At 71.1% G+C, this 13,912-nt stretch carries 9 protein-coding genes; all 9 read right to left on the bottom strand.

What is annotated here, in order from left to right; all coding sequences use genetic code 11:
• Positions 1–78 precede the first annotated feature (78 nt).
• The 9 genes from ACIQIB_RS31315 to pruA all read right to left on the bottom strand — a co-directional run bounded on the left by ACIQIB_RS31315 (position 79) and on the right by pruA (position 13,779).
• Entirely contained in the window at positions 79–969 is an 891-nt protein-coding gene (locus ACIQIB_RS31315) for an enoyl-CoA hydratase/isomerase family protein (protein ID WP_363611621.1), read from the bottom strand.
• On the bottom strand, positions 966–2,099 hold the full coding sequence (locus ACIQIB_RS31310; protein ID WP_363611667.1) for a cytochrome P450: 1,134 nt from the start codon (positions 2,097–2,099) through the stop codon (positions 966–968). Before ACIQIB_RS31310 ends, ACIQIB_RS31315 begins: the two co-directional genes overlap by 4 nt.
• A 295-nt stretch (positions 2,100–2,394) precedes the next feature.
• Complete coding sequence (locus ACIQIB_RS31305; RefSeq protein ID WP_400762131.1) at positions 2,395–3,789, bottom strand: cytochrome P450; 1,395 nt, start codon at positions 3,787–3,789, stop codon at positions 2,395–2,397.
• A 65-nt stretch (positions 3,790–3,854) separates the two neighbouring features.
• Complete coding sequence (locus tag ACIQIB_RS31300) at positions 3,855–4,445, bottom strand: ATP/GTP-binding protein (RefSeq protein WP_363611617.1); 591 nt, start codon at positions 4,443–4,445, stop codon at positions 3,855–3,857.
• Positions 4,420–4,794: a DUF742 domain-containing protein gene (locus ACIQIB_RS31295; protein ID WP_363611615.1), complete on the bottom strand. Its 375-nt coding sequence runs from the start codon at positions 4,792–4,794 to the stop codon at positions 4,420–4,422. Before ACIQIB_RS31295 ends, ACIQIB_RS31300 begins: the two co-directional genes overlap by 26 nt.
• Complete coding sequence (locus ACIQIB_RS31290; RefSeq protein WP_363611613.1) at positions 4,791–5,192, bottom strand: roadblock/LC7 domain-containing protein; 402 nt, start codon at positions 5,190–5,192, stop codon at positions 4,791–4,793. Before ACIQIB_RS31290 ends, ACIQIB_RS31295 begins: the two co-directional genes overlap by 4 nt.
• On the bottom strand, positions 5,189–6,484 hold the full coding sequence (locus ACIQIB_RS31285) for an ATP-binding protein (RefSeq protein WP_400762129.1): 1,296 nt from the start codon (positions 6,482–6,484) through the stop codon (positions 5,189–5,191). Before ACIQIB_RS31285 ends, ACIQIB_RS31290 begins: the two co-directional genes overlap by 4 nt.
• Before the next feature lie 432 nt (positions 6,485–6,916).
• On the bottom strand, positions 6,917–11,866 hold the full coding sequence (locus tag ACIQIB_RS31280; RefSeq protein WP_400762127.1) for an NAD-glutamate dehydrogenase: 4,950 nt from the start codon (positions 11,864–11,866) through the stop codon (positions 6,917–6,919).
• 287 nt (positions 11,867–12,153) lie between these two features.
• Positions 12,154–13,779, bottom strand: coding sequence for an L-glutamate gamma-semialdehyde dehydrogenase (pruA, locus tag ACIQIB_RS31275; RefSeq protein ID WP_400762155.1), 1,626 nt, complete (start codon positions 13,777–13,779; stop codon positions 12,154–12,156).
• Between the last annotated feature and the right edge of the window lie 133 nt (positions 13,780–13,912).

Raw genomic sequence — 13,912 nt, 5'->3', positions numbered from 1 at the left:
CCGCCCTCGTCCGTCACCACGCGAGTGGTCGGTCTCCGCTCGCACAAGGACGCGGAGCGAAGCGGAAGCGACGGTGGGTCAGGCGGTCGGGGGCGCGGTGGCGAGCCCGCGGGTGTAGTGCGCGGCGGCGAGGACCGAGGCCATCAGCTCGGCGTCGAGGACGGAGGTGTCGGCCAGCCGGGTCGCCGCCGCATGGGAGTTGAGCAGGGTCTTGGTGACCCGCAGGGCGGCTTCGGGGCGGCGCGCGATGGGCCTGGCCCACTCGGCCACGGCCTGGTCCAGGTCCTGCTCGGGGACGACCCGCTGCAGGATGGAGAGGCCGTGGGCCTCCGCGGCACCGACCGGGCGACCGGTGAAGATGATCTCGCGGGCGCGGGCCGCGCCGACCTCGTGGAGGAGGCGGGGCAGCAGACCGCCCCAGGCGACGGGCAGGCCGAGGGCGAGTTCGGGCAGCCGGAAGCCGGCAGTGTCGGCACCGACCCGCAGATCGCAGGCGAGGGCCAGGGCGAAGCCGGCGCCGATCGCCCGGCCCTGGACCCGCGCGATGGTGACGGCGGGGCTGTTGGTGATGGCCTCGCAGACCCGGCGGGCCTTGCTGCCGTAGCTCCGGATGCCGCCGCCGGTGGGGTCCTCGCCGAGGGTGGCGCCGAGCTCTTCGCGGTCGCCGCCGAGGCAGAAGTCCGGGCCGGCGCCGGACAGGACGACGACGCGTACCGCCGGGTCCGGTGCGGCGAGGAGGGCGAGGAGTTCGTCCAGCATGGCCGAGGTGACGGCGTTTCCGGTCTCGGGGCTGTCCAGCTCGACGTACAGCACCGGCCCCTGGAGTTCGGCGCGGACCGTACGGGGCGCCACCGGGACGGGGGCGGCACCGGGCTGCGGATACCAGGCCCCGAACGCCGGAGGGTGCGAGGGGTACGGGGGGTGCTGCGTGTACGGGGGGTGCTGAGCCGCGTGCGGAGAAACGTTCATGCGGCAACTCTCAGGGACGTCACCCGATGGAAGACCATCCGGGGCGCGTACTCGGGAGGGCTCACCGCCCGCAGGGTCGGGAAGCGCTCCAGCAACTGGCCGAGCAGGGTGCGCGCCTCCAGCCTGGCCAGACCCGCGCCGAGGCAGTAGTGGGCGCCGCCGCCGAAGGCGATGTGGGAGCCCTTGCGGAGGATGTCGAAGGTGTGCGGGTCCGGGTTGCGGCGCGGATCGTGGTTGGCCGCGCCGTACATCACGTGGACCATGGTGTCCTTGGGGACGAGCACCCCGGACAGCACGGTGTCCTCGCCCGCGACGCGGCTGTTGAGGCGGATCGGCGGATCGTAGCGCAGCGCCTCCTCGATCGCGTCGTCGATGTGCTCCGGCCGGGCCCGCAGCCAGTCCCACGAACCGGGGGACCGGAGCAGCGACCACACCAGCGAGGAGAGCAGCGTCGCCGTGGTCTCCAGTGAGGCGATGGTGACGAACATGGTGAGCTGGTAGATGATCCGGTCGGTGGCCTCGCGGTCGGACTCCAGCGCGTCCCAGGTGCGGATCCAGCCGGAGATCACGTCGTCGCCCGGGTTGTCGCGGCGCTCCCGGACGAGGCCGTTGAAGTACCGGCGCAGCTGGAGGGTCGCCGCCTCGGAGATCGCCAGCTGGCTCTTGGTGGGCAGGAGTTCCTGGGCGTGCACCTGGTTGTGGGTCATCTCCAGGATGTGCGCGTAGTCCTCCGGCGCGATGTCCAGCCAGCGCCCGACGGTGTTGATCGGCAGCCGCTCGCTGACCACGGCGGCCAGGTCCGCCTCACCGTCCACACGTATTCGCTCGGCCAGGCGGTCGAGCAACCCGGCGACGTCGGCCTCGATGTGCGGCGCCATGGCCTGGATGGTCTGCCGGTCGAAGAGGTTCCCGAGGCTGTGCCGCTGCCGGGTGTGGTCGGGGGCGTTGAGCCGGGAGAGGGTCCCGCTCATCTCCTGGGTGGCGACGGCGTGCCAGCGCTCGCTGTCGGTCTGCCGCTCCTGCCAGGCGAAGTCGGGGACGAGCCAGGTCCTGCCGCGCAGGACCTGGTTGCACGCGTCGTAGCCGGTGACGAGGTACCCGCCCCAGGGCGCCGGGACGAGATCGCCCATCGCCCGCAGCTCGTCGTAGACCGGGACCGGGCAGGCGAGCCCCTCGGCCGACCGCAGCCGCCGCAGCAGCGGCACCGCGGCGCGGCGGTCGACGGTTCCAGCGCGGCACTCCGGGTTCCCGGGGCGGGCTTCCAACATGGCGGTCACACGGGGCTCCTTGCACGGGCGGGCAGTACGGCGGCGATCTACCCAGCCCCACCGCGCTCAAGCGTCGATCCGTGTTGCTCCCGTCACGTGCTCCGGAGGCGCCGGATTCCGTTCGCCTCACGGCGGTTGCCCGGAATCCGGCCTCCGGTCAGAGCCGGAAGACGTCCAGGAAGGAGCTCCACCACCCCTTGTGCTTGCCCGGGGCCCGGCCGGCGGCGGGTGCGGCGGCCTGCTGGTGCGGCGTCTCGGGGGCGGCGGTCGGCCAGGCGGCCGGCCCGTTCGGGGCGGCGCCCGTACCCGGCCCCGGGGTACGGGCGGACGTCGGGCTGAACCGCACCGGCAGCGAGACCAGTCCGCGCTGGAAGGGGCCCGGCCGCCACTCCAGGCTCTGCGCGGGCACGGCGAGCGTGACGTCCGGGAGCGCGTTGAGCAGGCACTCGATCGCGGTCAGGGCGATCAGCTGGGCCGGGGACTTGGCCGGGCAGGCGTGCGGGCCGGCGCCCCAGGCCAGATGAGCGCCCTTGCTGAGGGTCAGCCGGGCGTCCGTCAGCACGGGGTCGCTGTTGGCGGCGGCGAAGCTGATCACCACCGGGCTGTCCGCGGCCATCCGGACCCCGCCCACCTCGACGTCCTGCATCGGGAAGTGCGTCGCGTAGTTGGCGATCGGCGGGTTGTTCCACAGCACGTCGTCGAGGGCGTCCTCGATGCGCAGACCGGAGCCGCCGTCCGCGTTCTCACCGGACAGCAGCAGGAGCAGCGCGTTGCCTATCAGGTTGCGCTCGGGCTCGACGCCGGCGCCCATCAGCATGACCAGCTGGTCCTTGAGCTCCTCGTCGCGCAGGCCGGCCGGGTGCTGGACGAGCCACGAGGTGATGTCGTCGCCCGGCTGACGGCGCTTCAGCGCGACCAGGTCCATCAGGCAGGCGTTCAGCTCCTCGTTGGCCTGGATCACGTCCAGGCCGTCGAAGAGCGCGGACATGCTGCGGGTCAGCCGGTCGCCGATGTCGGCCGGGCAGCCGAAGAGCTGGTTGAACAGCAGCAGCGGCAGCAGCTTGGCGTAGTCGTTGAGCAGGTCGGCCCGGCCCAGCGGGCTGAACTGGTCGATCAGGTAGCCGGCGATCCGCTCGACGTGCCGGTTGAGCCGGTTGTCGTTGAGCCGCTCCAGGCTCTCGATGACGGCCTTGCGGAGCCGCAGGTGCTCGGTGCCGTCCGTGAAGAGGCAGTTGGGCCGGTAGAACATCATCGGCAGGACGGGGCTGTCCAGCGGCACCCGTCCTTCGTTCAGCGCCGCCCATCGCCGGGAGTCCCGGGCGAACAGCCCCGGGTTCTGCAGCACCCGCAGGGCGGCCTCGTGCGAGGTGACCAGGGTGGCCTCCACGCCCGGGGACAGCTCCACCGGGGCGGCGGGACCGTGGGCGCGCAGCTGGTCGTAGACCACGCCGGGGTCGGACGAGAACATCTCCCCGTACAGCGGTGTGCGCCCACCGTGCATCGGGCAGCCCGGGGGAGGCGACTGCGGGGCGGGTCGCTGCGGAGATTCCATGGGTCGTTCCTTGGAAGTGGCCCCGGGCGGGTGCGGCCCCGGGGGACGGTGACGGGAGGAGAAGGTCAGGAGGCGCGTTCGAGCAGGTGCCGAACGAGGGTCAGCAGGGCGTCGGCCGACGACCGCTGGTCCCGCGCGTCGCAGAACACCACCGGCGTGTGCGGCAGCAGGTCGAGCGCCTCGCGCAGTTCGTCCTCGGTGTAGTCGCTCTGCCGGTCGAAGCTGTTGACCGCCACGGCGTACTCCAGGCCGTACTGCTCGATCAGGTCGATGACCGGGAACGTGTCCGAGAGGCGGGTCGGGTCGGCCAGCAGCAGCGCGCCCAGCGCCCCCCGCGCCATGTCCTCCCAGAGCTGCATGAAGCGCTGCTGGCCCGGCGTGCCGAACAGGTACAGCACCAGGTCGTCGCCGAGCGTCAGCCGGCCGAAGTCCAGGGCGACGGTCGTGGTCTTCTTGTCCGGCACCCCCCGGAGGTCGTCGACGCGGGTGGACGCCTGCGTCATCTTCTCCTCGGTGCTCAGCGGGGCGATCTCCGACAGGGCGCCGATCAGCGTGGTCTTGCCGACCGCGAAGTGCCCCACGACCAGGATCTTGACAGCGGTCGTCACCGCGCCCGGGACGTAGATGTCCTCAGGCGAACCGGCGTTGAAGTCCATGCAGTACCTTCTCTAGGAGTCTCGGATCCGGGGCCTGGGCCGGCGGCGGGGTCGCCCGGCGCAGCAGCCGTCCCTCGCGGATCAGGTCCGTCAGCAGCAGCCTCACCACCCCCACCGGCAGCCCCAGACGGGCCGAGACCTCCGCCACCGAGAGGTAGCCGCCGGAGCACAGTTCCCAGATCGCCACGGTCTCCGGGCTCGGCAGGGCCGGGAGTTCCTGCTCGGGAGCGACGGTGACCAGGGTGATCAGGGAGAGATCGTCCGCACTCGGTAACTCACGGCCGCCGGTGATGACATAGGAGCGTATGAAACCGCCGGCCACCCGCTGCTCCTCGCCGGGCACCGTCATGACCCGCTGTGCGTACTCTGGCGCGGCGCCGCGGTCATCGCCCGGCCGAGCGCGCCCACCTGCTGCTGCATCCGGAAGGACATCGCCTCCATGTCGACGTCGGAGGCGGTGGAGGCCGCGAGGTAGGCTCCGCTGCCGGCCGCGATCAGGAAGATCCAGCCGTGGTCGTACTCCAGGAGGGTCTGGCGCCAGGTCCCGCCACTGCCGCCGACGAACGGGGCGACCGCCCGGCTCAGCGACTGCATCGAGCTCATCGCGGCGGCGTTGGTCTCCGCCTCGTCACGGCCGATCCCGCTGGACCGTTCGAGCAGGAGGCCGTCGGCGGAGACCAGAATGGCGTGCCGGGCACCGGGCACCTGGAGTACATCGTTGAGCACCCAGGACAGATCAGGGCTCACTGGTTCTCGGTTCCTTCCGTGGTCATGGTGTTGCGCCCGGAGAGCGTCCCGCGCTGGAACGCGCCGAGGCGGGACGCCGTCTCCTGGCCGGTGGTCCGCACCGGCTCGTCGACGCGGCCGGAGTCCTGCGGGTGCGGGACCACCGAGACGGTGCGCTGGCGGCGGCGCCGGGGCAGCCGTCCGTCCGCCGTCATCTCCGGTTCCGCCGGCTCCGGGGCCGCGGCTACCGGGGACAGGGTGGCCGGGGGGACCGGGGCGAGGGTGGCCGGGGCCGGCTCGGGCAACGACGCGAGCCGCTGCCCGGGGGCCTGCCCCCGGACCGGCAAGGGCTGCTCCGCGGGCTCGCCCTGGTACTCGCCGCGCTCGGGGGCCGCCATGGGCGCGACCTCGCTGCTGAGCAGCTCGGTCGGCAGGAGCACCACGGCCCGCACGCCGCCGTACGGGGAGACCGAGTCGACGGAGACGCGGAAGCCGTAGCGGGCGGCCAGCATGCCGGAGACGGCGAAGCCGAACTTCGGGGGGTTGCCCAGGCTGGTGAGGCTGATCGGCGCGCCCGGGTTCAGCAGCGCGGCCGCGCGGTCCTTCTCCTCCTGCCCCATCCCGAGGCCGGCGTCGTCGATGATCAGGCAGACGCCGGTCGGGACGGCCTGGACGCTGATCTCCACCGGGGTGTCCGGGGCGGAGTAGTTGGTGGCGTTGGCCAGCAGCTCGGCCAGCACGACGGCGACCGGCTCGACCACCTTGCTGGCGAGCGAGACGCTGACCCGGGAGTGGATCCGCACCCGGTCGAAGTGCCGGATCCGGCCCTGGGCGCTGCGGGCCACGTCGTAGACCGAGGCGACGCTCTCCCTGCGGCCCAGCCAGCCGCCGCAGAGCACCGCGATGCCCTGGGAGCGACGGCCGAACTGGCTGTTCGCGTGGTCGACCAGCATCAGGTCGGCCAGGATCTGCGGGCTGTTGCCGTACTTCCGCTGCACCTTCTCGATGACGATCTGCTGCTCGTCGGCCAGGCCCTGCAGCGTCCGCATCGCCGCCTTGAGGACGGCCTTGGTGTCCTCCTCGGCGTCCCGGCGGACCTCCGCCAGCTCGGCCGCGTACTGGCCCTGCAGACGTGCGTTCAGTGCGCTCAGGTCGTCGCGCTGACGCTGCGCCAGGGAGCTCGCCTCCTCTAGGGAAACGTTTCTCCTACGCAGGGCGAGATTCGTCCTGCGGGCCTGGAGGGCGGCCCCGACGGCTGCGAGCACCACCACGATAAAGACCCAGAAAAAGGGTTCCTGCACAAATGACGTCATGAAACTCTCTTCAGGTGGCATCGCGTCAGGAACGGCTCCGGACCGCCCTGCGCGAATGGGACTGGCGGCCTAGCCCCTTCGAAAGACACCTGTTGTTTCATCACGTCGGTGGAGCTCTTCCGGTACGAGACCTGCGGCAACGCCTATCGCGGAGTTAGCCTACTGCAACTCCCGGCATGCCAGAACAGCTGTCAAACAGGGCAGTTGGGGCAAAACTCCGCCCCCTGCCGCCACCCCGGCAGAGAAATGCCGAACATTGTGACACGGCGTCAACCCGCACGTCACACCCAGGCCACGAACCGGTTCACGCGCAGGGTGATCGCGGCATCACCCTGCGGCCCCGGCTCAGCCGCCGCCTCCGGCCGCCAGGGCCCCCGCATACGGCGGCGGGCCCGCGTCCGAAGACGCGGGCCCGCCGTTCCACCGGTTCCGTCAGCGCATCGAACCCGTGCGGAGCAGGGTGCGGATGACGCGCATGGCCACCGACAGGCTGGACAGCTCGTAGTTGTCCGAACCCCTTATGTCGTCGAGGGTGCTCTTCGCCCGGTTCAGCAGCGTGCCGTTGAGCTCCGCCCAGGCGCTGTAGCGCTCCTCGGGGGTGGCGCCCTCGGGGCCGCAGGCCAGGATGTCGGCGGTCAGCGCCGCGTGGGCCGCGAAGAGGTCCTCGCGGATGGCGGCCCGGGCCATCGACGACCAGCGGTCGGTGCGCGGCAGTTCGATGATGCGGTCGAGCAGGTGGGTGATCTGGAGGCGGTCGGCGAGGTCGTAGTAGAGCTCGGCGACCTCGGCGACGTCCTTGCCGGAACGGTCCGCGACCTCGGTGATGTCCAGGGTCGGGAAGGTCGAGGAGAGACCCGCGACCCGGGTGGCGAGCGCCTCCGGCACGCCGGCTCCGACGAGCTCGTTGTAGACGGACTCGTACCAGGCCAGGTCGTCGCCGCGGAGCGGCTTGGGCAGCGCGCCCCAGACCTGGTTGACCCGGTCGTGGAAGAACTCGATGGTGCCGGCGATGTCGAGCGGCTGGCGGCGGTTGTTGAGCATCCACCGGGTGGCGCGCTCGACGAGGCGCCGCGAGTGCAGCCGCATCTTGGTCTGGGCGTGAGCGGAGACCTGGTTGTCCAGGCCCTCGATCTCGGACCAGATCTCCTCCAGGCCGAAGACGGCGCGCGCGGCGGTGTGCGTGCGGGCGATCTCCTCGTACGTGGCGCCGGTCTCCTCCTTCAGCCTGAAGGCGAAGGTGCAGCCGCCGCGGTTGATCGTGTCGTTGACGATCAGCGTGGTGATGATCTCGCGGCGCAGCGCGTGGTTGTCGATCGCCTCGGCGAACCGGGCCCGCAGCGCGCTGGGGAAGTACTCGTGCAGCGCGGCGCGGAAGAACGGGTCGTCGGGCAGCTCGGTGGCGAGCAGCTCCTCGGCCAGGGTGATCTTGGTGTAGGCGAGCAGGACGGCCATCTCGGGCTGCGACAGGCCGCGGCCGCTCTGCTGGCGCTCGCGGATCTGGCGCTCGGCGGGCAGGAACTCCAGGGCCCGGTCGAGCTGGCCCTGGCGCTCCAGCCGGTTGATCATCCGGGAGTGGACGTTGACCATACTGGTCGCCTGGGCGACGGCGTTGGCCAGTACCACGTTCTGCGCGTAGTTGTTGCGCAGCACCAGGCGGCCGACCTCGTCGGTCATCTCGGCGAGCAGCGCGTTCCGCTGCTTGACCGTCATGTCGCCGTCGGCGACGACCTGGTTGAGCAGGATCTTGATGTTGACCTCGTGGTCCGAGGTGTCCACGCCGGCCGAGTTGTCGATGGCGTCGGTGTCGATCCAGCCGCCGGTGCCCGCGGGCCCGCCGGACGCGGCGTACTCGATGCGGCCGAGCTGGGTGCAGCCGAGGTTGCCGCCCTCGCCGACGACCCGGGCGCGGACCTGCTCGCCGTTGACCCGGATGGAGTCGTTGGCCTTGTCGCCGACCTCGGCGTTGGTCTCGGCCGAGGCCTTGACGTAGGTGCCGATGCCGCCGTTCCAGAACAGGTCGACGGGCGCCTGCAGCACGGCCTTCATCAGCTCGGCCGGGGTGAGCCGGGACTGCTCGATGCCCAGCACGGCCCGGGCCTGCGGGCTGAGCTGGATCGACTTGGCGCTGCGCGGGAAGACGCCGCCGCCCGCCGAGATCAGCGACTTGTCGTAGTCGTCCCAGGAGCTGCGCGGCAGCTCGAAGAGGCGGCGGCGCTCGGCGTACGAGGCGGCCGCGTCCGGGTTCGGGTCGAGGAAGATGTGCCGGTGGTCGAAGGCGGCGACCAGGCGGATGTGCTCACTGAGCAGCATGCCGTTGCCGAAGACGTCGCCGGACATGTCGCCGATGCCGACGACGGTGAAGTCCTCGGTCTGGGTGTCGACGCCGAGCTCGCGGAAGTTGCGCTTGACCGACTCCCAGGCGCCGCGGGCGGTGATGCCCATGCCCTTGTGGTCGTAGCCGGCCGAGCCGCCGGAGGCGAACGCGTCGCCCAGCCAGAAGCCGTACGACTCCGCGACGCCGTTGGCGATGTCGGAGAAGCTCGCGGTGCCCTTGTCGGCGGCGACGACCAGGTAGGTGTCGTCCTCGTCGTGGCGGACCACGTCGGCCGGGTGGACGACCTCGCCGCCGACCAGGTTGTCGGTGACATCCAGCAGCGCCGAGATGAACGTCTTGTAGGACGAGATGCCCTCGGCCATCCAGGCGTCCCGGTCCACCGACGGGTCCGGCAGCTGCTTGGCGACGAAGCCGCCCTTGGCGCCGACCGGCACGATGACGGTGTTCTTCACCATCTGCGCCTTGACCAGGCCGAGGATCTCGGTCCGGAAGTCCTCACGCCGGTCGGACCAGCGCAGGCCGCCGCGGGCGACCTTGCCGAAGCGCAGGTGCACGCCCTCGACCTGCGGCGAGTACACCCAGATCTCGAACGCCGGGCGCGGGGCCGGCAGGTCCGGGATGGCCTTCGGGTCGAACTTCATCGACACGTACGCGTGCCACTCGCCGTGCTCACCGGCGTGCTGGAAGAAGTTGGTGCGCAGGGTGGCCTTGATGAGGTGCAGGAAGGAGCGCAGGATGCGGTCCTCGTCCAGCGAGACGACCTCGTCCAGCGCGCCGGACAGCTCCTCCAGGATGCCCTCGGTCAGCTCGGCGGAGCCCTGCTGGTGGCTGGGGCTCAGCCGGGCCTCGAAGAGGTTCACCAGCAGGCGGGTGGTGTGGGTGTTGTTGCGGAGCGCGTCCTCCATGTAGTCCTGGGAGAACGTGGAACCCGCCTGGCGCAGGTACTTGGCGTACGCGCGCAGCATCATCGCCTGGCGCCAGGTCAGCCCGGCGGTGAGGACCAGCTCGTTGAAGCCGTCGTTCTCGGCCAGGCCGGTCCAGGTGGCGGCGAAGGTCTCCTGGAAGCGCTCGCGAGCCTCGTCGGTCAGCTCGACGGCCTCGCGCAGCCGCAGGCCGAAGTCGTAGACCCAGGCGGTGGTGTGGTCCGAGCGGGTCAGCGCGTACGGGTGCTCGTCGAGCACCTCGACGCCCAGCCGCTGGAGGACCGGCAGGACCTCGGTGAGCGAGATCGGGCCGCCGACCCGGTAGATCTTGAAGCGGCGCTCGTCGTCGCCCGCGCCGACCGGCTGGTACAGGTTGAGGCGGAAGTCGCCCTCGCCGTGCAGCGACTCGATCTGCTTGAGGTCGGCGACGGCGGTGCGCGCGGTGAAGTCGGCGCGGTAGCCGTCGGGGAAGGCGTTGGCGTACTTGCGGGAGAGCTCGGCGGCCTTCTCCTCGCCCAGCTCGATGTGCAGCTGGTCGTTGAAGCCGTCCATCCAGAAGCGGGCGGCCTCGGCGAGCTTGCCCTCGATCCGCTCGATCTCGGCGTCGGTGAGCTGCGGCAGTTCGCTGCCCGGGGTGACCCGGACGACGAAGTGCAGCCGGGTCAGCACCGACTCCGTCGACCAGACCGTGTAGTCGATCGAGGCGCCGTTGAGCTCCTGCATCAGGATGTCCATCAGGCGCAGCCGGATGCGGGTGGTGTAGCGGTCGCGCGGCAGGTAGACCATCGCGGAGAAGTAGCGCCCGTACTCGTCCTGGCGCAGGAACAGCCGCAGCCGGCGGCGCTCCTGCAGGTAGAGCACGCTGGTGGCGATCTGGAGCAGCTCGGCGGCCGGGGTCTGGAAGATCTCGTCCCGGGGGAAGGTCTCCAGGATCTGCAGCAGGTCGCGGCCGTCGTGGCTCTCGGTGGAGAAGCCGGAGCTGGCGATGACGTCCTGGACCTTGCGGCGCACCACCGGGATGCGGCTGACCGACTCGGTGTACGCGGCGGCCGAGAACAGGCCGAGGAAGCGGCGCTCGCCGATGACCTCGCCGTTGGCGTCGAACTTCTTCACGCCGACGTAGTCGAGGTAGGACGGGCGGTGCACGGTGGCGCGGCTGTTGGCCTTGGTGAGGACGAGCAGCTTCTTCTCGTGGGCCTTGGCGCGCACCGGCGCGGAGAGCCGGCCGAAGGCCTCGCTGACCGGGTGGTGGTCCTCGTCGCGGGTGAACGGGTCGGAGCGCAGGATGCCGAGGCCGGTGCCGGCGACGGCCCGCAGGACCTCCTCGCCGTCGTGCTCGACCAGGTCGTACTCGCGGTAACCGAGGAAGGTGAAGTGGTCGTCGGCGAGCCAGCGCATCAGCTCCCAGGCCTCGCCGACCTCCTGCTCGGGCAGCCCGGTCGGGGGCTCCTCGGCCAGCTCGTCGGCCAGCCGCAGCGCGGAGTCGCGCATCTTGGACCAGTCCTCGACGACCTCGCGGACGTCGCCGAGCACGCGGCGCAGGTCGGCCTCGATCGCGCGCAGGTCCTCGCGGTCGGTCTCGCGGTCGACCTCGATGTGCATCCACGACTCGACCACCGCGTCGGCGGGCCACTCGGTGCCGGCGGCCTGGCTGCGGGCGCAGGCGTCGATGTCGAGGATCTCCAGCAGCTTGCCGGTGATGTCACGGCGGACCACGAGCTGCGGGTGGATCACGACGTGGATCGCGCGGTCCTGGCGGGAGAGCTCGTTGGTGACCGAGTCGACCAGGAACGGCATGTCGTCGGTGACGACCTCGACCACGGTGTGGCCGCAGGACCAGCCGTTCTCCTCCACCGAGGGGGTGTGCACCCGGACCTCGGCGGTGCCCTGGGGGCGCTTGAGACCGAGGCGGTAGTGGGAGGCGGCCGCGCCGTACACGTCGACCGGGTCGCGGTCGACCAGGTCCTCGGGCGCGGTGTGGAGGTAGTAGTGGTGCAGGTACGCGGTCAGAGCGCCGTTGCTCAGACCCTCCCCCGGCGCCGCTCCCCCCACCTGGCTGTTCTCAGCGGCTGCTGCTGCCTTCTTGAGCAGTTCGGCCTTGGCTGCGTCCAGCTTGGTCTGCATGACTTCTTGGCTCCTGTCGCGCGCCGTTGCGTGACTCGGTGGTGTATGGACACGCACCGCCGGGTCACTCGCAATCCTGCCCCACCACCCGGCTGAAAGGCCTCCATGGCACGCATGAAACACCTTTACAGCGGGTAGGACGAGACGTTCGGCCTGCGGAACCACCCGACGACGCCAGCCAGCCTAACGGGCTGAAACGAAGGTGTCAGGGGACAGGGAGGCGCAAACCCGCAGGAAGATCCGTCCGTCCTGGACAGCATGTCCAAACCGGTCCGTCATGTTCGCCATCAGCCCATATGCGGGTAGCCGTGGGCGGTCGGCGGGACGAAGGTCTCCTTGATGGAGCGTGCCGAGGTCCACCGCAGCAGGTTCTGCGCGGCGCCCGCCTTGTCGTTGGTGCCCGAGGCCCGGCCGCCACCGAACGGCTGCTGGCCGACCACCGCGCCGGTCGGCTTGTCGTTGATGTAGAAGTTGCCCGCGGTGAAGCGCAGTTCCTCCACCGCGCGGGCGATCGCGTAGCGGTCCTGGGCGATCACCGCGCCGGTCAGCCCGTACGGCGCGCCGCCGTCGACCCGCTTGAGGACGTCGTCCCAGCGGGCGTCCTCGTAGACGTGGACGGCGAGGACCGGACCGAAGTACTCGGTCCGGAACATCTCGTTGCGGTGGTCGGAGGAGACCAGCACGGTCGGGCGGACGAACCAGCCGATGGCGTCGTCGTACTGGCCGCCGGCCGCCAGCTCCACGGTCGGGTCGCTCTTGGCCCGGTCGATCGCGTCGCGGTTCTTGTCGAAGGCCCGCTGGTCGATCAGCGCGCCCATGAAGTTGGACAGGTCGGTGACATCGCCGACGGCCAGCGCGTCCACCTCGGCCAGGAAGTCGTCCTTGATCTTCTGCCAGAGGCTGCGCGGCAGGTAGGCGCGGGACAGCGCGGAGCACTTCTGGCCCTGGTACTCGAAGGCGCCGCGGATCAGCGCGGTCTTCAGGATCTCCGGGTCGGCCGAGCGGTGGGCGAGCAGGAAGTCCTTGCCGCCGGTCTCGCCGACGATCCGCGGGTACGTCCGGTAGGTGCCGATGTTGGCGCCGATGGTCTGCCAGAGCGACTGGAAGGTGGCGGTGGAGCCGGTGAAGTGCAGACCGGCGAGGGCCGGGTCGGTGAGCGCCACCGGGGAGAGCTGCTGCCCGTCACCGGTCACCATGTTGATCACCCCGGGCGGCAGCCCGGCCGCCTCCAGCAGCCGCATCAGGTAGTACGCGGCCAGCGTCTGGGTCGGGGCCGGCTTCCAGACCACGGTGTTGCCCATCAGCGCGGGCGCGGTCGGCAGGTTGCCCGCGATGGCGGTGAAGTTGAACGGGGTGATCGCGTAGACGAAGCCCTCCAGCGGGCGGTGGTCGGTGCGGTTCCACACCCCCGGTGAGGAGAGCGGCTGCTCGGCCAGGATCCGGCGGGCGAAGTCGACGTTGAACCGCCAGAAGTCGATCAGCTCGCAGGCGGAGTCGATCTCGGCCTGCTGCGCGGTCTTGGACTGGCCCAGCATGGTCGCCGCGTTGAGGGTGTCCCGCCAGGGCCCGGCCAGCAGGTCGGCGGCGCGCAGGAAGACCGCCGCCCGGTCGTCGAAGGAGAGCGAACGCCACTGCCGCCCGGCGGCGAGCGCGGCGTCCACCGCGGCCCGGGCGTCCTCCCGGGTGGCGTTGCCGAGCACGCCGAGCTTGGCGGCGTGGTGGTGCGGCTGGACGACGTCGATCCGCTCGCCGCCGCCGAACCGCTGCTCGCCGCCGATGGTCATCGGCAGCGGGATCTGCTCGGCCGCCAGCTCGTCCAGCCGGCGCACCAGCCCGGCCCGCTCCGGGCTGCCGGGCGCGTAGCCCCGCACCGGCTCGTTGCCCGGGGTCGGGACCTGGGTGACTGCGTCGATGGGCATGGCGGCTCCGCTCGTCGTACTGATTGACCTGGCGTCAATCCAGACTGACGAGGGACGGGCCGGTTCGCCCGCTCAGACACGCCACCGGTGGACGTGGTTCACGCCACGCCCACCGCACCGGGCCCGC

It is taken from the genome of Kitasatospora sp. NPDC092286 (assembly GCF_044755565.1).
GTDB lineage: Bacteria > Actinomycetota > Actinomycetes > Streptomycetales > Streptomycetaceae > Kitasatospora.
This window is presented reverse-complemented; position numbering and strand designations above follow the sequence as displayed.

Bases quoted from the DNA above. Each gene is read 5' to 3' on its own strand.
- ACIQIB_RS31315 (WP_363611621.1), bottom strand. From the start codon at position 969: ATGAACGTTTCTCCGCACGCGGCTCAGCACCCCCCGTACACGCAGCAC.
- ACIQIB_RS31310 (WP_363611667.1), bottom strand. From the start codon at position 2,099: ATGGGCGATCTCGTCCCGGCGCCCTGGGGCGGGTACCTCGTCACCGGC.
- ACIQIB_RS31305 (WP_400762131.1), bottom strand. From the start codon at position 3,789: ATGGAATCTCCGCAGCGACCCGCCCCGCAGTCGCCTCCCCCGGGCTGC.
- ACIQIB_RS31300 (WP_363611617.1), bottom strand. From the start codon at position 4,445: ATGGACTTCAACGCCGGTTCGCCTGAGGACATCTACGTCCCGGGCGCG.
- ACIQIB_RS31295 (WP_363611615.1), bottom strand. From the start codon at position 4,794: ATGACGGTGCCCGGCGAGGAGCAGCGGGTGGCCGGCGGTTTCATACGC.
- ACIQIB_RS31285 (WP_400762129.1), bottom strand. From the start codon at position 6,484: ATGACGTCATTTGTGCAGGAACCCTTTTTCTGGGTCTTTATCGTGGTG.
- ACIQIB_RS31280 (WP_400762127.1), bottom strand. From the start codon at position 11,866: ATGCAGACCAAGCTGGACGCAGCCAAGGCCGAACTGCTCAAGAAGGCA.